Origin of the sequence: Niallia sp. FSL W8-0951, from assembly GCF_038006525.1 — a bacterium.
GTDB classification, from domain to species: Bacteria; Bacillota; Bacilli; order Bacillales; family Cytobacillaceae; genus Niallia; species Niallia circulans.
Genome location: NZ_JBBOVK010000001.1, coordinates 1,551,120 through 1,575,909, shown reverse-complemented (window position 1 = coordinate 1,575,909; position 24,790 = coordinate 1,551,120). Strand labels below are relative to the sequence as shown.

Sequence of the window (24,790 nt, the reverse complement as noted above, 5' to 3'; positions counted from 1 at the left end):
ATTCGAACAAATATTATACCATTTATTTATAAGAAATTTGGTGGGAATATTATTTAAAAATTCACAAAACGTGGTAGGATGTAAAGACTAGGGTTGTTAATTGATTTTTCATTATTTTACATACGAATACTATTTTAGGGGGAATTATGAAGGCTCGCATTGTTGGAATATTGATTTTTAATGAAGTAGAAGTATTGGATGCTGCTGGTCCATTTGAAGTGTTTTCTTTAGCTGGTGGAGAGAATAAATTATTTCATGTCTATACTATTTCAGAAAAAGGAGGAACTATTTTAGCAAGAAATGGTCTTAGAATAGAAGCGGATTTTTCTTTTGAAAACCATCCTGATTTGGATATTCTCATTGTTCCAGGCGGCTATGGAGCAGAAGAAATCGAAATTTATAATCCTGTTGTCATTAAGTGGATTAAAATGCAATCAAGGAAAGTAGAATATATGACTTCTGTCTGTACAGGAGCATTTTTATTAGCGAAGGCTGAGTTGTTGGATAATTTAAAGGCTACCACGCACTGGATGGATATCGATCGCTTGGAGCAAGAATTTCCAAAGGTTCAGATAGTTAGGAAAGTGAAATTTGTAGATGAAGGAAAGATACTAACTTCTGGCGGGATATCTGCCGGAATCAATATGTCCTTTCATATAGTGGAGAAGTTATATGGCAAGGAAGTAGGAAGGGAAACAGCAAAGCGGATGGAATATGATAGATAAATAGACTTGTAGGAGGAAAATTGAAATGAAGAAAATTTCTGTTTTACATTATGATGCATTTACTAATAAGCCGGATAAGGGAAATCCTGCTGGAATTGTGTTAGAGGGAGAGAAATATACCGAAATAGAAATGCAGAAAATTGCTAAAGAGGTGGGCTTTAATGAAACGGCGTTTGTTTCACCATCAGAATGTGCTGATCTAAAAATTCGTTATTTTACCCCCGGACATGAAGTGAATCTTTGTGGTCATGCTACTATCGCTACTGTTTTTGCTCTTAAAACGATGGGGCTGCTCTCTGAAAAAGAAGTTTATTCTATCGAAACAAAGGCGGGTGTGCTTCCGATTAAAATTGATTATCGTGATCAGTCTTCTCCTGCCATTACGATGAAGCAAGTTACACCACAATTTAAACAATTCAAAGGTTCACGATTAGCATTAGCAGAAGCAATCGGTCTTAAAGAATCTGATTTAGATACAAATATTCCGATTCTTTATGGCAATACGGGGCTGTGGACACTCCTTGTTCCTATTAAAGAACTGCGTGTATTTTCCAAAATGGCTGTGAAAAATGACTTGTTTCCAGCTATTTTAGCGGAAATTCCTCATGCGTCCATTGATCCATTTTGCCTGGAAACCTACGATGTAAATGCAATTATGCATGGAAGGCATTTTTCCTCTCCTTACTCTGGTACAAGCGAAGATCCAGTTACAGGAACAGCGTCGGGAGTGATGGGGGCATATTATATTACATATGTGGATGAGGAATGGAAAAATAAAACTATTGTCATTGAACAAGGTCAGGAGATAGGTCGTGATGGGAGAGTATCTGTTATTGTTTCTGAGAGGAATGGTCAATTGGATGTGGAGATTAGTGGAACTGCAGTGTTTGTCAAGGAATTAAAAATAACTATTGATTGATGATACTAGTGATTAGAATTGGGGGATAATTAATGGAAAGATTAGAGCCAGTGGAAGCAGCCCGCCTTTTTATAGATACATATTATTCACATTGTAATGCTGCTGTTTTAGCAGGAAGTGTAGTAAGGGGACAAGCAACAGCTACTTCCGACCTTGATATTGTCATTTTTGATGAAAAGATCGTCTCTTCTTATAGAGAGTCCATGATGGAATTTGGTTGGCCAATCGAAGTATTTGTACATAATTTATCTTCCTATAAAGATTTCTTCTTAATGGACTATAATATAGCAAAACCTTCTATGCAGCGAATGATCACAGAAGGAATCGTGTTAAGAGACGACGGAGCTTTACAAGCAATCAAACAAGAAGCAGAACAAATGCTGGCAGAAGGACCGAAAGAATGGTCAGAGGAAACAATTCGTACGAAGCGTTACTTTATAACAGATGTACTAGATGATTTGATCGGAGCAGACAATAAACAAGAGGAAATTTTCATTGCGAGCACATTAAGCTTTCTTCTCCACGAATTTGTTTTAAGAGTAAATAAGCAATGGGTTGGTACATCGAAATGGATGGTCAGGAGTTTACGGCACTATGATTCTCTATTAGCGGATGAGTTTATTGAAGCATTTGATTGCTTTTATCGAACCAGAGAAAAAGAAAAAATTATAGAGCTTACGGAAAAAGTATTAAAGCCGTATGGCGGCAAGCTGTTTGCGGGATTTTCGCTTGGTAAGGAATAATAAAAACCTAATTGTAGGAGTAAAAAGTATTTAGTACCTTCGCTAGTCTCATGATTTAATGTATGATTTATTCTGTGCCCTATTACGTAGGGTCGAGAAGCCAGGAAATGTATGACTTCTTGACCCCTATTCTCCATTATTTTTTCTAATCATAAGTGATTAGTTTTACGATATGGTTTTATTAGGTTAGCTCATTATAAGATTAATAGGACGAAGATATAGGGAGGAATAGCGAAGATGAATATAATTGGTGTGCATCATGTGCAAATAACCATTCCTAAAGGAATGGAAGAAAAGGCTAAGGATTTTTATTGTGGCGAGCTGGGGTTAAAAGAAATAGCGAAGCCTGCATCTTTGCAAGGAAGAGGTGGTTTTTGGCTATCACTAGGAAATATGGATGTCCATGTTGGAACAGAAGATGGATTTGATCGTTATTCTACTAAGTCTCACCTTGCTTACCAAGTAGATAGTATGTCGGATTGGAAAAATAAACTTAGTGATTTAGGAGTTGAAATCACCAATTCTATTCCTATTGAAGGCTATGAGCGCTTTGAGTTCCGTGACCCATTTGGAAACCGCGTGGAGATAATTGAAAGAAAGATATTGGAATAATTATATAGGCTAAACTAGTTAGTATAATCGAAAAGGAGTAAGCGGATGAAAGAAGGATTTTTAGAGGTTACAGGGGGAAAAGTATGGTATATCATACATAATGAGACAGCAGAAGGTACTCCACTGCTTGTTTTACATGGAGGACCAGGTTCTAGCTCTTACTCTTTACAAGGGTTAAAAGAATTGGCAACCGATCGACCAGTAATATTGTATGATCAGTTAGGCTGTGGAAAGTCAGATCGACCAGATGATGATTCCCTATGGACATTAGCTAGGTTTGTAGAAGAAGTCGCTCAAGTTCGTACAGGTTTAGGGTTGAAAAAAGTCCATATTCTTGGCCATTCATGGGGCACTACTCTTGCAGCTGCTTCTTATTTTAATAATCCAGAAGGAATTAGCAGCATTATTTTCTCCAGTCCGTGTTTAAGTGCACCATTGTGGGAAAAAGATCAAAAGAAAAATTTAGCTTTATTACCACTAGAGGTGCAAGAAACGATCAGAAGCTGTGAAGAAAAGGGAAATACAGATACATCTGCCTTTCAACAAGCGATTGAAGTGTTTAATGATCATTTTGTATGTAGATTAAAGCCTTATCCAGAACATTTAAAACAAGGTAAGCACTTTAGAAATCCACATGTGTATCAAATAATGTGGGGACCTTCCGAATTTACTGTACAAGGGAACTTAAAAACATTTGATTGTACAGAACAGCTATCAAAAATTTCTATACCAACATTGTATACTTGTGGGCGCTATGATGAAGCAACACCTGCATCAACAGAATATTATAGTAGCAGAACTCCACATGCAGCTTTTCATGTATTTGAAGAAAGTGCCCATATGGCCTATATAGAAGAACCTGAACAGTATAGAAAGGTAATGAATGAATTTTTATCGCTATTAGACAAGTGATAAAGCGGCGCGAGGAAGCTGAAAGGTCGAACAGATCTTTTGGCTTTTGTTGTACCATAAGAAAAAATTCGCTAAATATCTACTTTCTCTTTCTGTTTTTAGGTGATTATTGGTATACTACAGAATAGAGGTTCTACCTCTAAAAAGATGTAATAACGATTTTAAAAGTAAAATGAGGGACAATGCGTGGAAAAAAAATCATCAAGAAAGCTTGCAAGGTATTCACTGCTTATTATGGGATTGGGGTTTATTCTGACATTTCCTTTTCAAGATAATAGTTGGATACATCTAATTCATGGCGGTTTTGAGGCTGGACTTGTCGGAGGACTAGCAGACTGGTTTGCCGTTACAGCACTATTTAGACATCCTTTAGGTTTGCCAATCCCACATACTGCTTTACTACCTAAAAATAGGGATAGGATGGTAAATGGGTTAGTGAATGTTTTGAAAAAAGATTGGTTATCAAAGGAAAGTATCCAGGATAAAGTGAAGAATATTCCTTTTACCGAAAAAATCACTGCTGCCATCAATACAAGAATAGAATCAGAACCAGTAAAGAAATCAATGATAAAGGCTACACAGCAAGCAATTAGAAATATAGACGTCGAAAAAATAACTCCATTTGTGCGTAAGCAAATGTCAGCGGCTCTATCAGATGTGCAAATAAGTAATATTCTAAATCTGCTTACAAATCAATTAATTTCAGAAGAAGTTGACAAGAAGGCTTTGGATCATATTCTAGTAAAAACGGAAGCTTGGCTGCGAAAAGAAGAAACAGCTCGAAAACTTGGCTCTGTTTCGATGAATGTGTTAAATAATGTCGAGGCAAGCGGCATGCTGCAATTTGCGTTAAAAACATTGCAGAATATTTTAACAGAGGAAAAGTTAGGGCAAATTGTCCAAAATCTCTGCTTGAGTGGAATGCGTAGTCTTCAAAAAGATGGGGAGCAAAACCGTGAAGCACTGGTTCTGTACATTCGAAAGGAAATTGAAAGCCTTCCAGAAAACGAGAAAGTATTAGCAGGAATCAATACATGGAAGGATAAAGTACTTGATTCACTTGAGTCCAATCATACAATCTTAACAAGTCTCAAGCAAGCACAAGAGAAGGCAATCGAACTTCTTGAAAATAAGGAGTTTATCGAAACAAAAGCTCTTCCATTTATTCTGCAGTTAGTGGAAAAAATCGAAGAAAATAGCGAAAAGATTGATCCTTGGATTATTCACCAAATTTCTCATTTTATCGAGAAAAACCATGATCAAATTGGCAATTTAGTAAAAGAAAATCTGGATAAGCTGGATAACGAAACACTTGTCGATATGATTGAGAATAATGTTGGCAAAGATTTGCAATGGATTCGGGTAAACGGAGCCGTATGCGGATTTATTATCGGTCTGTTCTTAAGTGGAATTCAGTTAGTGGCGAATATTTTATAACAAGATAATAATTGAAAAAACGGCAAACGAAACAAATGCATAGTTTTGTTTGCCGTTTTAATTTTTTTAATGACGATATAGTCGACATGTAATTATTAAGCGCGAATATTCCAATTTAATAGGCGGTACGCTTTTTGGAACTTGTTTTTGATAAGCTTTTTGATGAGAAAAGTAAACTAAGACTCAACAAACCAGCGATTCCAACTATACTATAGATAATTCGAGAGAATCCTGCATGCTGTCCTCCAAAAATCGCCGCGACAAGGTCGAACTGAAATAGGCCGATAAGTCCCCAATTAATAGCACCGATTACGATAAGTATTAAGGCAATTTTCTGTAATACACTCATCTTTTAACCTCCTTTTGTGTTATGAAACTCACTAATAGCTTTATACCCTTTTAACCAAATTAAAATCTAAGAAATATTACCAGTTTCAAAAAAAAAGAACTATAATAAAAAAGGACTTAACTTTACAAAATATTTATCATAATGTTTGGAGTGAAAAAATGAAAGGGATACAAACACCGATTTGCAGTACTGGAATTGCTGTTGTGTTATTAAAAAAAATAAATGGTTTAGATAAAGTTTTATTATTGAAACGAGCAACTCCAGTATTTAAAGATATGTGGTGTTACATAGGGGGAAGCCTAGAACAAGGGGAACAAGCTTGGGAAGCAGCTCTAAGAGAGGTAAAGGAAGAAACAGGTATTACCAAGCTAGCCCTTTATAGTTCGAATACATTTGACCAAATATATTCGCCTGTAGAAAACTACCTATATATTGCCCCAGTATTTGTTGGCATCGTAGAGGAAAATCAAGAAGTACGGTTAAATAATGAGCATAGTGAGTATAAATGGTTGTCTTTTGAAGAAGCAAAGGAATTCGTAACACTGCCAGGAAATGACGAAGTTCTTACCTTTATCGAAAAGCACTTTATTAAGAAAAAACCTACGGAATGGTTACGTATTAGAGTGGAAAATGTGGGAGAGTAAAATGATAACATATATTTACATGGTAAGACACGGTGAATCGTCAAAAGCCCAAGGAACAGAAAGAACAAGAGGGTTAACAGAAAAAGGAAAAGAGGATTCTGAACGTATAAGCAAAATGCTACAAAAGGAAGAAATTGATCTTTTTGTTTCCAGTCCTTATCAACGTGCTATCTTAACCATTAATGATTTAGCTGCAGCCTTGGGCAAAGAGGTGTTCATTATGGAAGACTTAAAAGAAAAAGTGTTTAGTCTAGATGCCGTTTCATTAACTAATAATGAATTGTATCCATATCTTAGTAAGTCGTTTTCGAATCCAGATCATGCCTTAGCTGGAGCTGAGTCTAATAGAGTATGTCAAAAACGGGCAATAAAGGTTTTAAAACAGTTACTAACTACATATGTAGGAAAAAAGATTGTAATTGGAACCCATGGGGTAGTAATGACGTTAATGATGAGCTACTACGATAGGCGGTTTGATTTAGATTTTTTACTTCAAACGACAAAGCCAGATATTTACCGGATGAAATTTATGAAAAATGAATTAGTAGAAGTGGAAAGATTATGGGAGTGATTTCAAGGGGAGGATTTTCTTATGAATGAGCAAAGTGCAACTAATAAAGCGGCATGGGAATATCGTGCCTATGAATTTTGGATAAAGCGAGATGGCCACCCAAAGGAAAAAGCGAAAGAAATAAGGAAAAACCCTCGAGCATGTTTAAAAAAACATCAAGCATTTTTAGAGAATGTCGAGAACAAAAGGATAGCAAATCTATGTGGATCAAATGGTAGGAAAGCAGTGCCATTAGCACTGTTAGGAGCTGAGGTGACAGTCTTTGACCTATCAAAGGAAAATGAACGATACTCGAAAGAGCTAGCGTATTATGCTAATACGTCCATAAATTATATGGTAGGAGATGTTTATGACATCAATTTACAAACATACGGAGAAACGTTTGACATTCTCTATTTAGAAGGTGGAGTACTCCATTATTTTTATAATTTAGATAAACTTCTTTCCCTTTTATTTTCCCTTTTAAAAAAGGGTGGCACAATGATTCTAAGCGATTATCATCCTTTGCTGAAATGCTTGAATGAGGATTTCTCGGCGAAGCATGCTTATTTTGATACGGAAATACATACAGGCGATATCGCATATAAACATTTTTTCCCTGAAGAAGAGCAAGTTGGTTTTCCCGATGTTTCTCTCCGCTTTTATACACTTAGCGAAATTCTTAATGCAGTTATTACGGCTAGGTTTACAATCGATCGATTTGAGGAACACCGTGGTTGGAAAAAGGAGAATATCCCTTGGGAATTTACACTTATTGCAAGGAAATGATGATAAAGACACAATTAGTTGAAGAAGAATGAAATCAATTTCTTGAAAAGTTCTGAAATGAGAAAAAAGGATAATGAAATTTCACATGCTTATTTGATGAAATGGGAGGGTTAGGATGAATCGCAAAATGAGGAAATCCCAAAATAATAAAGCGATTTGTGGCGTTTGTGGGAGATAGGTGAATTTCTTGGTATTACGCCATTAGGTATTCGCTTAATCTTTATAATTACTATACCAATATCCATTCTTATTTATATTATTTTAGTAAATAGTATGTCTGATTCACCGAGAAGCTTATAAATAATTACTAGGAGTTTTGGAAATGATTAATGCGTTAAAGTCAGATTGTCAAAATTGCTTTGGATTATGTTGTGTAGCATTGCCATATGGAGAATCAGCAGATTTTCCCTTTGATAAAGAGAGTGGAATGCCATGCAGAAATTTATGTTCAGACAATGCTTGTTCCATCCATGATAAATTGAGAAAAACAGGATTCCGCGGTTGTGTATCATATGAATGCTTCGGTGCTGGGCAGCATGTATCTCAAACCATTTACAAGGGGGAGGACTGGCGGAGGGGCAAGCATGCAGAAGAAATGTTCCTTATCTTTCCGCTTGTTCAACAACTACATGAAATGCTCTGGTATCTAAATCAAGCACTTACGTTAAAGGAAACTTCTTCTTTTCATGACAAACTTCAACGTATTTATGATGAAACCGTTGAACTAACCGAGAGAACACCGAAAGAGATTTTAACAATTGATCTTAATTCCCATCGAAGGAAAGTTAACGAGCTCTTAATTGCTTCAAGCATAAAGTATAGAGAGAGTTGGATGAATAAAGGGAGAAAGAGATTAAAAAATAAATCGGACTTTATAGGGGCTAATTTAAAAGGATTAGATTTACAGGGGGAAAATTTTCGAGGGAAGCTCATGATTGCTGCTAATCTAAGGGATAGTGATTTGCGAGGAGCTGATTTTATTGGTGCAGATCTACGAGACGCTGACTTAAGGGCAGCAAACCTGGAAGCTGCGCTCTTCCTTACACAATCGCAAATTAATTCCGCTATTGGCGATGTTCATACTAAAATACCAAACTATTTTGAAAGACCCAAACACTGGATAGAGAGAGAGATTTTGTGAATATTTATGGAGCTTTTTTTATGGAATGCGCTCTTTCTTAACTGAAGTCATAAACCGGCTTCAGTTTTTTTATTTAAAAGGAAAGGACAAATTTAGAAATGCATACATATTCATATAGCTACTAGTTGTTGGATCATTCTTAGAAAGAGGCGATAACACATGGTGAGACTAAATACTTTATATCAGCATAAAGTAAAGGGCTGGCAATCAAAGCAAGTTATTTATCAAATTCCTCCCTCCATTGGAGAAACAATTGTCATTGAAAAAGCTTATTACAAAATTGTGAATATCATCCATTACAGTGAGGAGGGCTCTGTAGAGGTAATAGCGGACACTGAATAATAACTTACGGGAAAAAGGTGTAAGATAGGTAGAAATATTTGTTGTTTTGTGATGAATATATACCCATTGTTTCCATTATCCCAATTAAAGATGTCTAATTATCTCCATTTAAGCTATAATAGTAATAGACACACTCGAAAAGGAGAATGTATGAAAACAAAGGCTAAGATTAAAGGTGTAAAGTATAGCACAGATTACAAATTTCCAAGGTATAAAGTGAAGTTAGAAACGCCTGAGGGGAAAGTATTAATCATTGCCTTCGATCATACTTTAGCTTCCAAAACAAAAGGGTATGTTCCATTAAATGTTAATTATGATGGAGAAGACATGGGGAATAAATTGTCATGGTATTCTAAAAAAATTGAAAATATGACCATTAATGACTTTCTAAGAATATTGGCTGGTAAGATTGATAAGTTTTATAAAGTTAGTTAAGGAGACTCTCTGTTTGAGAGTTTTTTTTTATTATCATAAAGATAACGCTTACAAAAAAGGAGTCGCTTCATATTATATATTAGATAATCGAATAGGATAGGAGCATGTTATATGATATTCGAGGCGTTTCCATTGTTAGTGAAGTTTTTATTTTACCTAATATTTATTTTATCGATGAATCCTTCTTAAAAGGAGCAATTTGCTATGTTTAAAGAAAAAACTTGTTATTGAATACAAAATATTCAGATGCAAAATGATTGGCTGAATTCTTAACTGAATTTAGCTTTTTTATTTATCAAGTAATTATGATGGAGAGGAATAAAGAGTAATTATCATTACGGAAGAAAACTTATTACCCTTAAAAAGTGAATCCTACGGTATAACTATATTGTCTAACTAGCGAATCTATAAGGGGGGAAGAAGTGATTTCGAAAAAACATAACAAATTTTTTAGTATGAGAATAAAAGATGTAATTTTCAGTTTAAATGCGTGATTAGACAAAGAGATGTTATTGTTGCTAAGGAATTATAATTTTCAATGTAAGATTTATCTTGCATTTTATAAATATATATTTCATTGTGTAGGTGAGTATATGGCAAGTAAAATGAAACTAGCAAGAATAGAAAAAGGTTTAACACAAGAACAGCTTGCAAAACGAGTGAATGCTACTAGGCAGACTATCGGTTTGATTGAAAAAGGAGAATACAATCCTAGTTTGAATTTATGTATTGCTATTGCTAAAGAATTAAATACAACATTAGATGATTTATTTTGGGAGGTCGAGTTGTCATGAGATCTTGGATATCTTTTTTATTACCTAATGATGAATATAAGGAAAAAAGGATTTTGTACTTTTTTTCAGAAGGAGCAATAATCCTTTTGCTTATCCTTGCAGGAATGCTTATACTGAATAACTATGTTAATTTAGATGCTAAAACATCTCTATTACTACCTATTGCTATATTTCTCCTTTATGTGTTAGGGCGGTATATACTATCTGGCATTGAGTATGCAGATATTGCAACAGAAGATTCTTATAAGAAAGAATTAAGAAGTATTGTGATGAAAACAAGTAGTTTTGTCATTTTATTTTTCTTGTTTTATGCTATTTTTTCAAGTTTTCCAGCCAACATAAATGAATGGATGGAAACAATTGTGTTAATAGTGTTCGCAGGTTTGCTATGGTTTTTCGTTAACTACATTTCTTTAAAACGTTCTTATAACAAAAATAAGGATTTGCTATAAACAATTTATATGTTCATTTGTTAAATAATAAAATAAACTAAGATTATGAAGATAATAGAATCCAAGCATTCCTTGTTTGCTTTTTCGGTGCAAGAACATATTGTGTTTAAGTATGTTCTTGCACCGCTTTTATTAGATTTTCTCTATCACAACGCTTCAAACCATTTTCCAAATTTACGAATACAGGACTCTTCTTTCTTTTCTTCATATATATGGAAATCATCTTCCGTAAATTCAGCAAGTGTTTTATTAAAATGTTTGGGAATGAAAATATACCAGAGATCAGACCATTTTTTATCATTATCTAAACCTCTTATTTCTTCAGCTATCGTTCCTTGTGATTTGCTCTCAAAGTAGGTTATTTGTTCACCATCATAATAGGCCAAACAAGATCTAAATTCGCAAGCACGGTTATTTTCCTCTTTTAGTAATTTCAATATACCAGTAATACCGATAGTATCTAACATATGGTTTACATATGCTCTAGGAAAACCGTTTAATTCTTCGATGAAAAAACCAGAATCTAAAGCAACGCATGGTCTCTTAACGATTTCATATGCTTGCAAGACTTTTTGTTTAGCAATCTCTTTAATATCGTCAGTACGTGGCTCGCTTAACTCTTCCTGTATAGGAGTCACTTTTATATTTTTTAATTCCTTTTCAGCAGATGCAATTTTTCCTTTGTTGGTTGTTACAAATATAATTTCCTTCATCAAAGTGTCTCCTTGTGTTTGTATATTACTTATTGAATTTTACTGTTCTTTTAATATAACAAAATTTATAGAAGAAAAAAGAGAATTTTAGCTAATCGGTAAAGAACTTTTAGAGCAAGATTAAAATAGAATAACTTTTCATATAATAATCATAAGGGAGGGAGAAGAAGAATCCGATTGTCTTAATGATAATAATAGGATTGGTTGTTCTTACAGATTGTTTTTGGCTTGATAGAAATAAAAGCAGATGGGGATGGATGAAAAACTGGTCTAGCTTTGGCAAGGGGCTATTCTTTTCAGTGTTTATTATCATTTCTATGTTAATTTATGTTGGATTAAGTGTAGTATATTTTTAAGGATAATAGCTAAGACAATAAGTATAAAGAACTTATAACTATAGCAAAAGTGTTGAATCTTAACCTTCTTTGTAGCTAGAATAACAAATGAATATACGATATGATAGACTCAGAATCAAAATAACATTAAGTGGCAATAGAATGTATGTTGGAGGATAAATATGGAAGTATTTGCAGATTTTTTAGCAGGGATTGATAATCCAGAGCATCGGTCTCGAACAGAAGAGGTTTTACAGTGGGTAATGAAGAAATTCCCCAATTTAGTTCCGAAAATGGCTTGGAATCAGCCGATGTTTACAGATCATGAAACATTCATAATTGGCTTTAGTATTGCAAAGCAGCATTTGGCAGTTGCACCTGAACGAGCGGGAATCATCCAATTTTCAGAAGCAATTGTGCAAGCTGGCTATGATCATACGAAGCAGCTCGTACGAATAAAGTGGGACAATCCCGTTGATTTTTCTTTATTAGAAAAAATGATTGACTTTAATATTACTGATAAAGCAAATTGTAAGACATTTTGGAGAAAAGAGTAATAATAGAAGGGTGTACTCGTATGACAAATAGAAAATTAAATCCTCAGGTGGAAGAATATTTAAGCAAAGATAGCAATTGGCAGGAAGAATATGTGAGGCTAAGACAGCTTGCTCTTGAGTGCGAAGAACTGACCGAAGAATTTAAATGGATGCATCCATGCTACACTTATAAAAATAAAAACATTGTGCTTATTCATGGATTTAAAGAGTATTGTGCCCTGTTATTTCATAAAGGTGCTCTCTTAAAGGATCCTCAAGGAATTCTAGTCCAACAAACAGAAAATGTCCAGGCAGCACGGCAAATCCGCTTTAAGAATTTACAAGAAATAGTGAAAATGGAATCTGTCATAAAAGAATATATTCTTGAAGCAATTGAAGTGGAAAAATCCGGTTTGGAAGTGACGATAAAAGAGCATAAAGAATTCAGTATTCCAGAAGAACTTGAAATGAAATTTGAAGAAATACCAGCATTAAAAACAGCTTTTGAAGGATTGACACCAGGACGCCAAAGAGCATACATTCTTCATTTTTCCCAGCCAAAGCAAGCAAAAACAAAAGTAACAAGGATTGAAAAAGCAATGGAGAGAATCCTAAATGGCAAGGGATTAAATGACTGTATTTGTGGCCTTTCCCAAAAAATGCCTAATTGTGATGGATCACATAAATTTGCCGGCAAAAAATAGTCGCATAGGGACAGTATTAATGTTTCTGAAAGGAAGCTGAGAACTGTCTTTTTTGTTTTATTTGAAAAAGAAGGAATTTTCTGTCTAAACATAGAATTATTCATAAAAATATGTTTAGAGAGGTGTAAGAATGGATCAAATTAGTTGTATTTCCTACATATTGCATCAGTCTCGCGAAGAAAACATCCGAAAAATAGCAATTGATTTGTTAATTGGAGACATTTCGTTAAAAGAAGCAGAAAGAATTTCTCCTGAAGTAAAGAAAGAACTGAAGAAGGCAGAAGCATTGTATAAAAACCAGCGGATTGATTTAAAGGCCGTTTCCGTATTTGTACAAGACTTTATGTTTGTAACAGGATAGTTTATTGATAAATAATTTTATTGTTAAAGTATTTCTTTTTATAAGAGGTACTTTTTATTTTACTCTTTTTTATTATAAACAATAAAAAATAAATAATTAATAATAAAAATTTATTGTAAATCGATAAATGGTATGATAAATTCAAATAGAAATAAAATAGTGAGGTGTTTTTGATGAAACAAGTATCAACGCTCTTTTTAAAGATTGCTGTTATTCTTATTGGCGTACCTATTCTGGCCTTATGTATCTTTTTAGTACCAGAAATCGGAAATTTTGCTGCTGAGTTGTATCCAAATGATGCTTATTTAAAATATTTGATAATGCTTGATTTTTATGCAGCAGCATTTCCCTTCTACTTCGCATTATATCAAGCATTTAAACTGTTAAACTATATTGATAAGAATGAAGCATTTTCGGAGTTGTCAGTTAATGCACTAAAGAAAATAAAAAACTGTGCCATTTCTATAAGCGCGATTTTTGTGGTGGGATTGCCGTTATTTTACCTCTTAGCAGAAAGGGATGATGCGCCAGGAATTATTTTAATTGGACTTGTTCTGATTTTTGCTTCGATGGTCATTGCCGTTTTTGCTGCAGTACTTCAAAAGCTATTAAAAGAGGCAATTGATATAAAATCAGAAAACGACTTAATCGTCTGAGGTGATATAAATGGCAATTATAATAAATATTGATGTAATGTTAGCAAAAAGAAAAATGAGTGTAACAGAATTATCGGAAAAGGTTGGAATAACAATGGCTAATCTTTCTATTTTGAAAAATGGAAAGGCAAAAGCAATCCGTATTTCAACATTAGAGGCAATATGCAAAGCATTGGATTGCCAGCCAGGCGATATACTGGAATATAGAAACGAAGAGGAAATCTAGTGATAAGAGCATTAAAGCAGCTTATTTGTTTCGGATGGCAACAAGCTTTAGCTTGTGTTTTTCCTGTAGCTATTTTTGCATCACTGGCAATGACAAAAATGATAGAACTTCCCTTGTTACCAAGATACGATTGGCTGCTTCTTATCTGTCTTTTTATGCAGTGGGTGATGGTCCGTACTGGTTTGGAAACGATTGATGAGTTAAAGGTTATAACCGTTTTCCATTTGATTGGACTTGCCCTTGAGCTTTTCAAGGTTCATATGGGTTCATGGTCTTATCCAGAAGCGGGCATTACAAAAATTTTTGGCGTCCCTCTCTTTAGTGGCTTTATGTACGCAAGTGTTGCGAGTTTTTTATGTCAGGCATGGCGGAGGTTAAAGGTAGAGCTAGTAAATTGGCCATCTTTTTTAGTTGTTGTGCCACTTGCTGCTGCCATTTATTTGAACTTTTTCACCCACCATTTTTGGATAGATATTCGTTGGTATTTATCTGGATTGGTCATAATCGTATTTTGGAAATCATGGGTATTTTACAAGGTAAATGGTATTAGATATCGAATGCCGCTAGCACTCTCTTTTGTACTGATTGGATTTTTTATTTGGATAGCGGAAAACATTGCTACTTATTTTAGTGCATGGGAATATCCCAATCAAAAAGATGCTTGGAGCCTTGTTCATGTTGGGAAAGTGAGTTCATGGCTATTATTGGTGATAGTTAGCTTTCTTATTGTGGCAACTTTGAAGCTGGTTAAGGGAAAAAAAAACAGCTTAAATAATAATGAGAAATAAAAAGCGTAAACAGATAGCTCCTTGATGGGAATGAAGTCTTGGAGCTATTATTAAATTGATTTTAGTTTTCCTCATCAGCTTCATTTGAGTACACTTCTTTTCCTACTCGGATCCATTTCATTATATTTTGTTTATCTGGATAAGTTTCCTCTAAGTAATTGTATTTTTCTAAAAAGGCTTGTCCCTTTTTCGTTAATCTAGCTGGCTTTATGGAGAAAAAGGGATCGATTCTAAGTACTCTTTCAATAAATCCTTCATTTTCTAAAAAAGGATGAAATTTTCAAATTGCCGCTGTTGCATATCATAATCTTTTGCTGTCGGTAAAGCAATGCCCTTATGTATCTCTATTAGAATGATGTAGGCAGCCCTCATTTAGAAATCATTTCGAGTAATCGCATAGATAAAACTGCAAATACTCCCAATAAAACCAATCCATAAATGAACGGAGATTTCCGTATCAAGTGTTCCAGAAAATATAATAGAAATGGCAACACCGTATATAAATCCTATCATTATGGCAAACAATCGGTTATATCCTTCTATTTTAAAACAAAGCTCCATTATGATGGTCTGGATTAAAATAATGAAAAATCCACTAATAGACAGAAAAATAAGAGCTTCAAAAAGTTCATCTATCTTATTTTCTATTAAAAATAAGATAGCATAAAGAAATAGATAACAAAAAAAGCTCGCGAAAAAACCTTTCATCACATTTATCATAAAAAAATCCTCTAATTTATTTTTGAACTATTCTATATTTTACCAAAGAACAGAGCTAATATGTTTTAAAAGCAATAAAATAATAAATCCATCTCATCCCTATAAGGGTCAAGGATTGCAGGGATTTCAAAAAATATACTAAGGAGGATAGAATCTGATTTAGAAAATTTAGTAGGAAAAAGCAAAATTAGCCTTTGATTGAGTCAGTCTTTCCGGCTTCAAAATTATTAGTAGACAGCATTTGAATGAAGGGGTATTTAGGAAAATAAAGGAATATAAGTAGGTCTTTGGTATTTAGCTATTTTTAACCTTATCATTTCCAATTCCCTCATTTATAATATATGTATGTAAAATATTTACATGGCAGGGAGGGAGCCATTTGAATGATAGAAAACAGTTAAAGGCGTTGGCAATGAAAAAAATAGCTCAGCTCATGGATTCTTTATCCGATGAATCAAAGGGGAAATATCGTGCGGCAATCCATGCGTTTGCTGACTTATATTTGGAGGACGAGCTCGTCTTTCGGGAACTCTATTTTGCTTATAAGCAAGGGCTCCGTTCCTATGATATAAAGAGCACCAACCAGGAGATCATTTATTATAGAAAAGAGGATAAGGAGCATGTGATTCAGTTTAGACAGTCCCATTATCGTTTACAGGACCATCTTTTCTTCCCCTTCGTTACTTCCTGCTTAGAAATAATGAGAGAAGTGCTGCCATTAGGGTCAGTTGTGGAACTAAATCCGCTTTACTTTCTGCCAGAACAGCAAACTTCTTCAGCAGCCAAAATTGTCATCACCAAGCGTTATACCGTTCCAACAGGTTATCAAACGTTTTTTCCGTACGGCGGTGTGGTTTATCCTGTAGGAGAAATGAAGAAAGATGCCATCCTTTATTTCACAGAGCCTTTGATTACAAATGTCATACATATGGGTTTTAAAGATGAGAGGGAAGAAGCATTTGAACTGCTTATGAAAGAAGAGCTAGTTATAGAAAAAAGATGACATCGATTGAGTTTTCCGCACAGGACATGCAATCGTTACAAGTGGAAATGGAAAGAGCTGGTGAAAGATAATGGCAAACTATACGTCAAGCTTTTCCTCTAGCTTAGTATCAAATATGATCTCTTTTTTGGAAGATGCCAAAGAGGGCATACAGAAAAATTTTGAGCAAATGGACTTAGAAAATGCCTCTGTGGAAGAAGAGATGCGGGAAAAAATAGAAGAAATGATTATAGAACTGAATCGACTGATTGTCGCTATTGAATCCGTTCCTTTTAGATGAGAAAATAGGAGAGAGGAGTTTACCATTGGGAACCGCACAGATAAAGATGGATATCCGTGAGTTACAGGCTACTTTACAAACCCTGCAATCCAGTATCGATGAGTTTAGTAGTTACACAGACACCTTTCGTACGGGCACAAGAAATCAGCTGAAAAACTTTCATTCTGATTTCATTGATAAAGTAGATGCTATTCTGGATCATATGAATAATGATGTAAATAAAGAGTTAGTAAAAAATATGCATGCTGTCTATACAGCCGGTAAAAGCATATTGGAAGAAATGACAAAGGCAGACGAAGAAATCAGCAAGGACATTCGGAGCGGCCAGTCATGAAACGGGACTTAAAAATTAACTATGGGATTCTGGATCAGATCATTGAACAGCTTCATACATATAAGCGGGCTCTTCATCAGATGCAGACTTCTCTGCATACGATAGCTGGCTATACAGAGAGGAACGCGGGAAAGAGCCTGGAAGCCTGGGAAGAGCTCATGCAGCAATCTAAGAAAAATATCCAAAGCTATCAGACGCAAATAGAGGATTTATTAACATTGTTTGAAAACTATGTGGCTGATACAACGGCCTATATTAGCCCTATTTCCAGAAACAGCATGATGAGAGTCGATCGGAACGATATTTGGGGAAATCTCACCCAGATTGAATGGGGAGTAACCTATAGACTTAGCCGCGCCATTCAGGAAACATATCGGTCCCCCAGCCTTCTATTTAGTCTGTTTGACGATACAGATCCGGAAGAAAAAGAGCGAAGCAGATATAATAAACAACAGCTGGAAAGCATTCGAAATGATATGGAATCTGTTCAATCCAAGCTAAAAAATAAAATGGAAGAGCTGTGGGATCTCTATGAGTCAAAAGTAAAAAAGTATGAAAATACAGATGATGAATATGCAAACAAGGCCTCTCAGGTCAAGGATCGCTATACAACCTTCTCTGAAAAGGTAAGCGATGTGATTTCTGTAACAGCAGAGGGAGCTTGGGATTTTGTAAAAGGGCTCGCGGTAGCGATTTATGAGATAGCCAAAGGCCTTATTACGCTTGTGATCGATGCTGGAATCGTGGCCGCATCAGGAATAATTCCAGATTCTATAGAGCCGGATTTTCTAAAAAAGCTTCTACGAAGAGGATAGAGAGTGCTACAGAAACACTCGATGCGATTATACACGATCCCGTAATCGTCCTTGAATCGATGGCGCAGTCTATAACAGACACCGCCGAAAAAGAAGGGATTATGTATGTATCGGGGAGTGCAGCCACTTCCTTCCTCCCTCCCATATGTCGGCCAAGCAAAATACCTAAAGCTGTTAAAAGGAGAAAAAAGTAAAAATAAAGCCAACGAAATCCGTTCAGCCATTTCACAAAAAACAACAAAATCGCTCCAACGAATCGATGGAAGCAAGAAAGAGAACAGCCTATGGCCTAATGGCATAAAAAATAGTGGAAAACAATATGTCCAAGAAGTTACCCACTTCTTTAGACAAAACTTTATGCCCAATCCGTCCTTCCAACTAAGTACAGCGAATCAGGCTCCTATCAACGTGTGGAGCAGAGCCACGATAGAAAATCGGATGGATTCAATCGTTCCGGCCTCTTTGAGGAAAGTGGAAGGGAAGGGGACTGCTAAGGGTACGGGTAAAGACACTCCAGCTGCTTTCAGACAAACTGAATTTGCTAGTTCTTATGAAGAAAGGCTTAATCAGACACCTTCACTAATTAATCAAAAGGTTGGATTTGAAGGAACAAGAGGGGAATCTAAATGTACACTTAAACCACCACCGGATCCACAGTTGAAAAAAATATTAAATGAAGCTGGTGTTGATGGAATACAATATAAAAATGCTGTTCCTGATTTTTCGCCAGTTGCAAAAGCCGAATTTGATATTGATTACATGTTAGGTGGAAATGGAAACAGAGGAACAAATGCTAGAAGAGCTAATTTCGCTCAAGCAGATCAAAAATTAGCAGATCAGCTTAATAGTTCCCCAAATCTTGCTCGAAATTTCGGGATGAAAGCTGGTGGAATAAAAGCTAGAGATATAGAAAGATACCGAGAAAGAAATAAATTAACATGGCATGAATTAAACGATGTCAAAACTATACAACTTGTGCCATCAAAGATAAACAAGACATTCGGACATCTTGGTGGTGTAGGTGAGATAAATGCAGGCGCGTTTGAACCTGGGGGATTTGCTAAAAAATAATAGTAGAAAGGTGATTCTAATATGAAAATAAATGATACAGTTTTTGGTGAACTTGAATATGAATATGGTTGGTCTAGGTACACTACTATAGAATTTTGTGGAAAAGAAGCAGAGGTAGCACTTATGATAAAAGGTGAAGAGGATGGTAAGTTTGATGAAGAACAATATATTGCTTATAACTCACTGATGCAAAAATGGGAACAAATACAATACAGTATATTGCAACCAATTTTAAACTATTATAAACAAACGCGACATGAATTGGGTTATGATATTGACCACAATGAGAATTACCCGGAAATTGAAACAACTGATCAAATACTTGAAATGATTAACCTAGTTGGTATTGTTGTTCCGTATGGGGATATTTATGATGAACGTGATATTGGAATAACATTTGATTGTACATGGGATATAGAAAATGGGTTGGGACTCCGTTTATTGAATGAACAGGTGAATGAAGTAGGGTACCAAGATGTAGCAATCTAAATATACTATTTGTTATACCATAACAATCTTTAACCATATTTTAATGGGAAATTAGTACAATAATTAGTCGAGATGAAAATTAAAATGTATTGAAGTAAAATTACAGGGGAAATGGCGAAAACTAATAATTTTAAACATGCTCGATAGCTTAAAATTAGGATTAGTAATAGATTACTCTATATAGCTAACTATAAGCACTTGATTGCCTTATTAGGCAACAGGTGTTTTTGTTTTTTTGTTAGAATTTTAACTTTAGACGACATTGGATTATTCTTTACTGAAATTCATAGCTCATGAAGGTAGTACCATCATGGAGTATTGATTTAATATTTGGATTTTGTAAGATGTACGATAAACAGGCGAGATGACATTTTAAGTGGTAGGAATACTTATGATACTGCAAAGCACTTAAACTAAAGAGAATGACAATGCTCGTAATGCTAAAGATGGTATCGATACGGATACATAAAGATAGTGAATAATAAAAAGTGAAGATTTTTGAGTGAGACAATAAGAATATGATTTGTTTGAGAATCGAAAGCTCATGATGGTTGTACCGTGATGGAGTATCGTTTTAATACTTGGATAGTAAGAAAAGTACGATAAATAGGCGAGATGACATTTTATATGGTAGGGGTAGTTATGACATGGATTGGCTAACAAACTAACGACAATGACAAAGCTCGTGGCGATAACCAATGGGTAACGTAAAGAGGTGCTGTTTTATTGTATAAGAAAATTAACTTATGGTTGTATTTTTACTAGAGACGGTCGGATAATACTCGCTATTCGTTAAAAAACGTTACAAAAATTAAAATTTATGTAACGGGAGGGGGAAAAGTTGAACGTTGTTGGGTATATACGAGACTCCACTCAAAGGCAGGCAAGAGATAGGGATAGCTTGAAATATCCAGAAGATGAAATTAAAACATATTGTGAAGAACAAGGTTTTAACTTGGTACATATTTTTAGAGAGGAAGGAATAAGTGGCGCAAAACTGAATGAAGAAGCATTTGAAATAGACAGGGTGGGCTTACAGGAGATGTTGGCTCACCTTTCGTCTGTCCAAATTAATTATGTGGTGGTGCTGAACACAAGCTGATTATGGCGGTCAGACATTGTAAAGGTGTTGATACAACGAGAGCTAAAGAAATATGGATGTGATATTAAAAGCATTGAACATCATTTTACAGTATCCATAAAAAAGATCCAAACGACTTTTTGGTAAACAGCTTAATGGAATTGTTAGATCAATACCAACGATTTGAAATTGCCCTTAAATTAACGAAAGGAAGAAACATGAAGGCAAAGGAAGGTATTCCCCCTATTTCCAGAAACAGCATGATGAGAGTCGATCGGAACGATATTTGGGGGAATCTCACCCAAATTATATGGGGAGTAAGCTATAGACTTAGCCGCGTCATTCGGGAAACGTATCGGTCCCCCAGCCTTCTATTTAGTCTGTTTGACGATACAGATATGGAAGAAAAAGAGCGAAGCAGATATAATAAACAACAGCTGGAAAGCATTCGAAATGTAGTTATAAAACGATCCCGTAATCGTCCTTGAATCGATGGCGCAATCTATAACAGACACCGCCGAAAAAGAAGGGATTATGTATGTATCGGGGAGTGCAGCCACTTCCTTCCTCCCATATGTCGGCCAAGCAAAATACCTAAAGCTGTTAAAAGGAGAAAAAAGTAAAAATAAAGCCAACGAAATCCGTTCAGCCATTTCACAAAAAACAACAAAATCGCTCCAACGAATCGATGGAAGCAAGAAAGAGAACAGCCTATGGCCTAATGGCATAAAAAATAGTGGAAAACAATATGTCCAAGAAGTTACCCACTTCTTTAGACAAAACTTTATGCCCAATCCGTCCTTCCAACTAAGTACAGCGAATCAGGCTCCTATCAACGTGTGGAGCAGAGCCACGATAGAAAATCGGATGGATTCAATCGTTCCGGCCTCTTTGAGGAAAGTGGAAGGGAAGGGGACTACTAAGGGTACGGGTAATGGTAATATAGTCAACGAAGTTAAAGAAATTGATTTTGGAAAGCACATAATAAAAGGTGAAAATGGTAAGAAACAACTACTCCCAAATACTAAGTACGTAACCAATGATAACTACAAATATACTACCGATGAACTTGGACGTATTGTAAATGTAGATGCTCCCGAACTTGTATTGAAAAAGGCTAATAGAAATAAATACGCTCAGGCAAATGTAGGGGGAAGAGACAGATTACCAGATGATGATGGCGGACATTTAATAGGAGCACAATTTAATGGTCCTCCTGATATTGATAATCTTGTACCACAAAATAGTCAAATTAATAGGAGGGGGAGTTTGGTACGAAATGGAGACTGAATGGGCCAATGCATTGAAAGAGCTACCACCCAAGAAAGTCTCTGTTAGTATTGAACCGATCTATTCTAATAATTCAATGCGACCAGATTCCTTTATGGTCGAATATGAAATTGAAGGCCAATTTCCAGTGATCCACGAGATTGCAAATAAATCAGGAGGCTGATATTGATGAGTTTTGAAACAGAATTAAACGAGTTATATAAAGAAATTGCACAACAGGTTAATGATATGATTCCAACTGAATGGGATAATTTCTATTTTAATGGTGAAGTTAAGGAAGGAGAAGGAGGAGTTTTCTTCTTTTTTACGCCAAAAGGTGAGGAACAACACATTTTTTCACATTATATTCCAAAATTATATAGTGTAGATAAGAGGGCTTATAATAAAGAACTACATAAATTATTTCAACTTACTGTTGAACTCCAAAAAGTTTTTACTGATAATGACCAAGAACCTTGGTTTTCAGTGACATTAATATTAAATGATACAGGTAAATTAAACGTACATTTTGATTATACAAATTGGCATGAAAGTGAATTTGGTCCAACAGATAGAATTAAGTATTTTGAATATAAATATATAAGTCAAAACAAAGAACAGCTAGATTTTGATTTATTAGAGAGAATGAAGGAATTTGAAGAAAAGTAAACTATAAAGCACTTGGTTGCCTTTTAGGCGACAGGTGCTTTTGTTTTTGGTGAAGTAAGAACAACATGAATGAGACCAGTTTGAAATTCAAAGCTCATGAAGGTAGTACCATAATGGAGTATTGATTTAATATTTGGATTTTGCGAGAAGCACGATAACCAGACGAGATGACATTTTACATTCCAAGAGGACTTATGATACTGCAAAACACACAAACTAATGGTATGACAAAACTCGTAATGATAAAGGGGTAACGATACAGATACATAAATCTAGTGAATAAAAAGAAAGTGAGAATTTTTGAGTGAGACAAAAAGAAAATGATTTACATGAAAATCGAAAGCTCATGATGGTTGTACCATCAAGGAGTATCGTTTTAATACTTGGATAGTAAGAAAAGTACGATAATTAGGCGAGATGACATTTTATATGGCAGGGGTAGTTATTACAGGGAATGGCTAAAAAACTAACGAGAATGACAAAGCTCTTGGCGATAAAAGGTAGGTTACGTAAGAAGGTTACTAGTTTAGCATCAGGCAGACAAAAATTGGGTTGTATTTTTACTAGAGAGGGTCGTATAATACTCGCTATTCGTTAAAAAGCGTTACACAAATTATAATTTATGTAACGGGAGGGTGAAAAGTTGAACATTGTTGGGTATATACGAGTCTCAACTCAAGGTAAGGCAAGAGATGGATATAGCTTGAGATATCAAGAAGATGAAAATTAAGCGTTTTGTAAAGAACAAGGCCTGAACTTGATTATATTTTTAGAGAGGAAGGAATTAGCGGCGCCAAATTGAATGACGAAGCATTTGAAATAGACAGGGTGGGCTTACAGGAAGAAAGAGAGCGAAGCAGATATAATAACAGCAGCTGGAAAGCATTCGAAATGTAGTTATAAAACGATCCCGTAATCGTCCTTGAATCGATGGCGCAGTCTATAACAGACACCGCCGAAAAAGAAGGGATTATGTATGTATCGGAGAGTGCAGCCACTTCCTTCCTCCCATATGTCGGCCAAGCAAAATACCTTAAGCTGTTAAAAGGAGAAAAAAGTAAAAATAAAGCCAACGGAATCCGTTCAGCCATTTCACAAAAATCAACAGAATCGCTCCAACGGATCGATGGAAGGAAGATAGAGAACAGTCTATGGCCTAATGGCATAAAAAATAGTGGAAAACAATATGTCCAAGAAGTCACCCACTTCTTTAGACAAAACTTTATGCCCAATCCGTCCTTCCAACTAAGTACAGCGAATCAAGCTCCTATCAATGTGTGGAGCAGAGTCACGATAGAAAATCGGATGAATTCAATCGTTCCGGCCTCTTTGAGGAAAGTGGAAGGGAAGGGGACTACTAAGGGTACGGGTAATGTAAAACACTTAGATGATGTACCAAGAATAAAAGAAGTTGAAGTTAATTTTAAAAGAAATGATAAACATGACTTCGAAGAGTTTGCAAGACAATTGAAAGACCAGAAAAAGGTATGAATGAACTAACAGTTGATGAGTATTTAAAAAATCGTGAGAAGTATATTGAACAAGGGCGTGCAATTGAAGGTAACGCTGCACAACAAGCGACTCGAGAAAAAGCTTTAAATAAAAAAATAGAAGAATTATTTGAAAGTGGTATGTCTTGGGAAGAAGCTGAGATAAAGCAAATAGTTGGTTGAAAACGCAAGCAGCACTTCACAATCCAGACCAAATAGCTGGAGGTAATCTGCTAAATATTGGTGGTATGGGAGATAAAAGAATAAACTCATCAATTGGATCACAGTGGAAATATAGAATCGATATTGTGGATGAACAAATAGGGGAACTAGCTAAATTAATGACACCTGAGCAGCGAAAGAGTACCTATTTAAATGTTAAGCTTACACATTAGAGGAGGTTTGT

32 protein-coding genes and 3 pseudogenes are annotated in these 24,790 nt (G+C 35.3%); 32 read left to right on the top strand and 3 right to left on the bottom strand.

All coding sequences use genetic code 11. The annotated features are described in order from the left end of the window. Positions 1–143 precede the first annotated feature (143 nt). From NSS71_RS07470 to NSS71_RS07445, 6 genes are all read left to right on the top strand, one after another. Positions 144–725 (top strand): DJ-1/PfpI family protein, encoded by a 582-nt coding sequence (locus tag NSS71_RS07470; RefSeq protein WP_369988350.1) that lies wholly within the window; start codon positions 144–146, stop codon positions 723–725. A gap of 25 nt (positions 726–750) precedes the next feature. Further along, the gene (locus NSS71_RS07465; RefSeq protein ID WP_341151393.1) at positions 751–1,644 is read left to right on the top strand and encodes a PhzF family phenazine biosynthesis isomerase; all 894 of its coding nucleotides are present in this window, start codon (positions 751–753) and stop codon (positions 1,642–1,644) included. Positions 1,645–1,676: 32 nt separating this feature from the next. Beyond that, the gene (locus NSS71_RS07460; protein WP_095259039.1) at positions 1,677–2,387 is read left to right on the top strand and encodes a nucleotidyltransferase domain-containing protein; all 711 of its coding nucleotides are present in this window, start codon (positions 1,677–1,679) and stop codon (positions 2,385–2,387) included. 237 nt (positions 2,388–2,624) lie between these two features. Next, on the top strand, positions 2,625–2,999 hold the full coding sequence (locus tag NSS71_RS07455; RefSeq protein WP_047940527.1) for a VOC family protein: 375 nt from the start codon (positions 2,625–2,627) through the stop codon (positions 2,997–2,999). Between the two features lie 45 nt (positions 3,000–3,044). Further along, entirely contained in the window at positions 3,045–3,911 is an 867-nt protein-coding gene (locus tag NSS71_RS07450; RefSeq protein ID WP_341151392.1) for a proline iminopeptidase-family hydrolase, read from the top strand. A gap of 186 nt (positions 3,912–4,097) precedes the next feature. Next, on the top strand, positions 4,098–5,348 hold the full coding sequence (locus NSS71_RS07445) for a DUF445 domain-containing protein (RefSeq protein WP_341151391.1): 1,251 nt from the start codon (positions 4,098–4,100) through the stop codon (positions 5,346–5,348). Between the two features lie 115 nt (positions 5,349–5,463). Here NSS71_RS07445 and NSS71_RS07440 read toward each other — a convergent pair whose 3' ends face one another. Then, the gene (locus NSS71_RS07440) at positions 5,464–5,697 is read right to left on the bottom strand and encodes a DUF378 domain-containing protein (RefSeq protein ID WP_047940529.1); all 234 of its coding nucleotides are present in this window, start codon (positions 5,695–5,697) and stop codon (positions 5,464–5,466) included. A 158-nt stretch (positions 5,698–5,855) separates the two neighbouring features. On the opposite strand from NSS71_RS07440, the gene NSS71_RS07435 reads away from it, so the two are divergent. The 8 genes from NSS71_RS07435 to NSS71_RS07400 all read left to right on the top strand — a co-directional run bounded on the left by NSS71_RS07435 (position 5,856) and on the right by NSS71_RS07400 (position 10,844). After that, the gene (locus NSS71_RS07435) at positions 5,856–6,341 is read left to right on the top strand and encodes an NUDIX hydrolase (protein ID WP_053215569.1); all 486 of its coding nucleotides are present in this window, start codon (positions 5,856–5,858) and stop codon (positions 6,339–6,341) included. A gap of 1 nt (position 6,342) precedes the next feature. Continuing rightward, a complete protein-coding gene (locus tag NSS71_RS07430; RefSeq protein ID WP_341151390.1) occupies positions 6,343–6,912 on the top strand; it encodes a histidine phosphatase family protein in 570 nt (189 codons plus the stop codon). Between the two features lie 21 nt (positions 6,913–6,933). After that, entirely contained in the window at positions 6,934–7,680 is a 747-nt protein-coding gene (locus NSS71_RS07425) for a class I SAM-dependent methyltransferase (protein WP_341151389.1), read from the top strand. A 322-nt stretch (positions 7,681–8,002) separates the two neighbouring features. Next, on the top strand, positions 8,003–8,821 hold the full coding sequence (locus NSS71_RS07420) for a pentapeptide repeat-containing protein (RefSeq protein WP_095320666.1): 819 nt from the start codon (positions 8,003–8,005) through the stop codon (positions 8,819–8,821). Between the two features lie 159 nt (positions 8,822–8,980). Beyond that, positions 8,981–9,163 (top strand): hypothetical protein, encoded by a 183-nt coding sequence (locus NSS71_RS07415; RefSeq protein WP_047940533.1) that lies wholly within the window; start codon positions 8,981–8,983, stop codon positions 9,161–9,163. Between the two features lie 150 nt (positions 9,164–9,313). After that, positions 9,314–9,598: a hypothetical protein gene (locus NSS71_RS07410; RefSeq protein ID WP_047940534.1), complete on the top strand. Its 285-nt coding sequence runs from the start codon at positions 9,314–9,316 to the stop codon at positions 9,596–9,598. Between the two features lie 593 nt (positions 9,599–10,191). Next, the gene (locus tag NSS71_RS07405) at positions 10,192–10,392 is read left to right on the top strand and encodes a helix-turn-helix transcriptional regulator (RefSeq protein WP_047940535.1); all 201 of its coding nucleotides are present in this window, start codon (positions 10,192–10,194) and stop codon (positions 10,390–10,392) included. Beyond that, the gene (locus NSS71_RS07400; RefSeq protein ID WP_047940536.1) at positions 10,389–10,844 is read left to right on the top strand and encodes a hypothetical protein; all 456 of its coding nucleotides are present in this window, start codon (positions 10,389–10,391) and stop codon (positions 10,842–10,844) included. The genes NSS71_RS07405 and NSS71_RS07400 overlap by 4 nt, the downstream gene beginning before the upstream one ends. A gap of 146 nt (positions 10,845–10,990) precedes the next feature. On the opposite strand, the gene NSS71_RS07395 is transcribed toward NSS71_RS07400, so the two are convergent. Further along, on the bottom strand, positions 10,991–11,557 hold the full coding sequence (locus tag NSS71_RS07395) for a non-canonical purine NTP pyrophosphatase (RefSeq protein WP_047940537.1): 567 nt from the start codon (positions 11,555–11,557) through the stop codon (positions 10,991–10,993). 517 nt (positions 11,558–12,074) lie between these two features. Here NSS71_RS07395 and NSS71_RS07390 point away from each other — a divergent pair. The 6 genes from NSS71_RS07390 (at position 12,075) to NSS71_RS07365 (ending at position 15,163) form a co-directional block, all read left to right on the top strand. Continuing rightward, positions 12,075–12,449 carry an iron chaperone gene (locus tag NSS71_RS07390; RefSeq protein ID WP_095320668.1) on the top strand — a complete coding sequence of 125 codons (375 nt, stop codon included), beginning with the start codon at positions 12,075–12,077 and terminating at the stop codon, positions 12,447–12,449. Positions 12,450–12,469: 20 nt separating this feature from the next. After that, positions 12,470–13,132: a DUF1801 domain-containing protein gene (locus NSS71_RS07385; protein ID WP_341151388.1), complete on the top strand. Its 663-nt coding sequence runs from the start codon at positions 12,470–12,472 to the stop codon at positions 13,130–13,132. 130 nt (positions 13,133–13,262) lie between these two features. Continuing rightward, positions 13,263–13,493: a hypothetical protein gene (locus NSS71_RS07380; RefSeq protein WP_047940539.1), complete on the top strand. Its 231-nt coding sequence runs from the start codon at positions 13,263–13,265 to the stop codon at positions 13,491–13,493. Positions 13,494–13,666: 173 nt separating this feature from the next. After that, on the top strand, positions 13,667–14,149 hold the full coding sequence (locus tag NSS71_RS07375) for a DUF2975 domain-containing protein (RefSeq protein WP_095322248.1): 483 nt from the start codon (positions 13,667–13,669) through the stop codon (positions 14,147–14,149). 10 nt (positions 14,150–14,159) lie between these two features. After that, entirely contained in the window at positions 14,160–14,375 is a 216-nt protein-coding gene (locus NSS71_RS07370) for a helix-turn-helix domain-containing protein (RefSeq protein ID WP_047940541.1), read from the top strand. Between the two features lie 2 nt (positions 14,376–14,377). Then, entirely contained in the window at positions 14,378–15,163 is a 786-nt protein-coding gene (locus NSS71_RS07365; RefSeq protein WP_341151964.1) for a DUF817 domain-containing protein, read from the top strand. A 372-nt stretch (positions 15,164–15,535) separates the two neighbouring features. Here the strand turns inward: NSS71_RS07365 and NSS71_RS07360 are convergent, their stop codons facing one another. Further along, complete coding sequence (locus tag NSS71_RS07360; protein WP_047940542.1) at positions 15,536–15,883, bottom strand: hypothetical protein; 348 nt, start codon at positions 15,881–15,883, stop codon at positions 15,536–15,538. A gap of 379 nt (positions 15,884–16,262) precedes the next feature. Between NSS71_RS07360 and NSS71_RS07355 the strand changes: the two genes are divergently transcribed. The 12 genes and pseudogenes from NSS71_RS07355 (at position 16,263) to NSS71_RS07305 (ending at position 24,779) form a co-directional block, all read left to right on the top strand. Beyond that, a complete protein-coding gene (locus NSS71_RS07355; RefSeq protein WP_341151387.1) occupies positions 16,263–16,886 on the top strand; it encodes a DUF4176 domain-containing protein in 624 nt (207 codons plus the stop codon). 70 nt (positions 16,887–16,956) lie between these two features. Further along, the gene (locus NSS71_RS07350) at positions 16,957–17,166 is read left to right on the top strand and encodes a hypothetical protein (RefSeq protein WP_047940543.1); all 210 of its coding nucleotides are present in this window, start codon (positions 16,957–16,959) and stop codon (positions 17,164–17,166) included. A gap of 25 nt (positions 17,167–17,191) precedes the next feature. Further along, entirely contained in the window at positions 17,192–17,500 is a 309-nt protein-coding gene (locus tag NSS71_RS07345) for a hypothetical protein (protein ID WP_047940544.1), read from the top strand. Next, on the top strand, positions 17,497–18,315 hold the full coding sequence (locus tag NSS71_RS07340) for a hypothetical protein (RefSeq protein ID WP_341151386.1): 819 nt from the start codon (positions 17,497–17,499) through the stop codon (positions 18,313–18,315). Before NSS71_RS07345 ends, NSS71_RS07340 begins: the two co-directional genes overlap by 4 nt. A gap of 438 nt (positions 18,316–18,753) precedes the next feature. Next, the gene (locus NSS71_RS07335; RefSeq protein ID WP_321198392.1) at positions 18,754–19,386 is read left to right on the top strand and encodes an HNH endonuclease; all 633 of its coding nucleotides are present in this window, start codon (positions 18,754–18,756) and stop codon (positions 19,384–19,386) included. Between the two features lie 21 nt (positions 19,387–19,407). Further along, on the top strand, positions 19,408–19,875 hold the full coding sequence (locus NSS71_RS07330; RefSeq protein WP_095322245.1) for a DUF6985 domain-containing protein: 468 nt from the start codon (positions 19,408–19,410) through the stop codon (positions 19,873–19,875). Between the two features lie 841 nt (positions 19,876–20,716). Then, a pseudogene (locus NSS71_RS07325) lies at positions 20,717–21,192 on the top strand (recombinase family protein); the annotation flags it as partial. Between the two features lie 298 nt (positions 21,193–21,490). Beyond that, positions 21,491–22,246: a DNA/RNA non-specific endonuclease gene (locus tag NSS71_RS25690; RefSeq protein ID WP_445668928.1), complete on the top strand. Its 756-nt coding sequence runs from the start codon at positions 21,491–21,493 to the stop codon at positions 22,244–22,246. Then, complete coding sequence (locus tag NSS71_RS25685) at positions 22,236–22,409, top strand: DNA/RNA non-specific endonuclease (RefSeq protein ID WP_445668927.1); 174 nt, start codon at positions 22,236–22,238, stop codon at positions 22,407–22,409. The genes NSS71_RS25690 and NSS71_RS25685 overlap by 11 nt, the downstream gene beginning before the upstream one ends. A gap of 5 nt (positions 22,410–22,414) precedes the next feature. Next, complete coding sequence (locus tag NSS71_RS07315; RefSeq protein WP_093726036.1) at positions 22,415–22,894, top strand: immunity protein YezG family protein; 480 nt, start codon at positions 22,415–22,417, stop codon at positions 22,892–22,894. Positions 22,895–23,537: 643 nt separating this feature from the next. Continuing rightward, positions 23,538–23,737: pseudogene (locus NSS71_RS07310) on the top strand (recombinase family protein); the annotation flags it as partial. A 462-nt stretch (positions 23,738–24,199) separates the two neighbouring features. Further along, a pseudogene (locus NSS71_RS07305) lies at positions 24,200–24,779 on the top strand (polymorphic toxin type 15 domain-containing protein). Positions 24,780–24,790 lie beyond the last annotated feature (11 nt).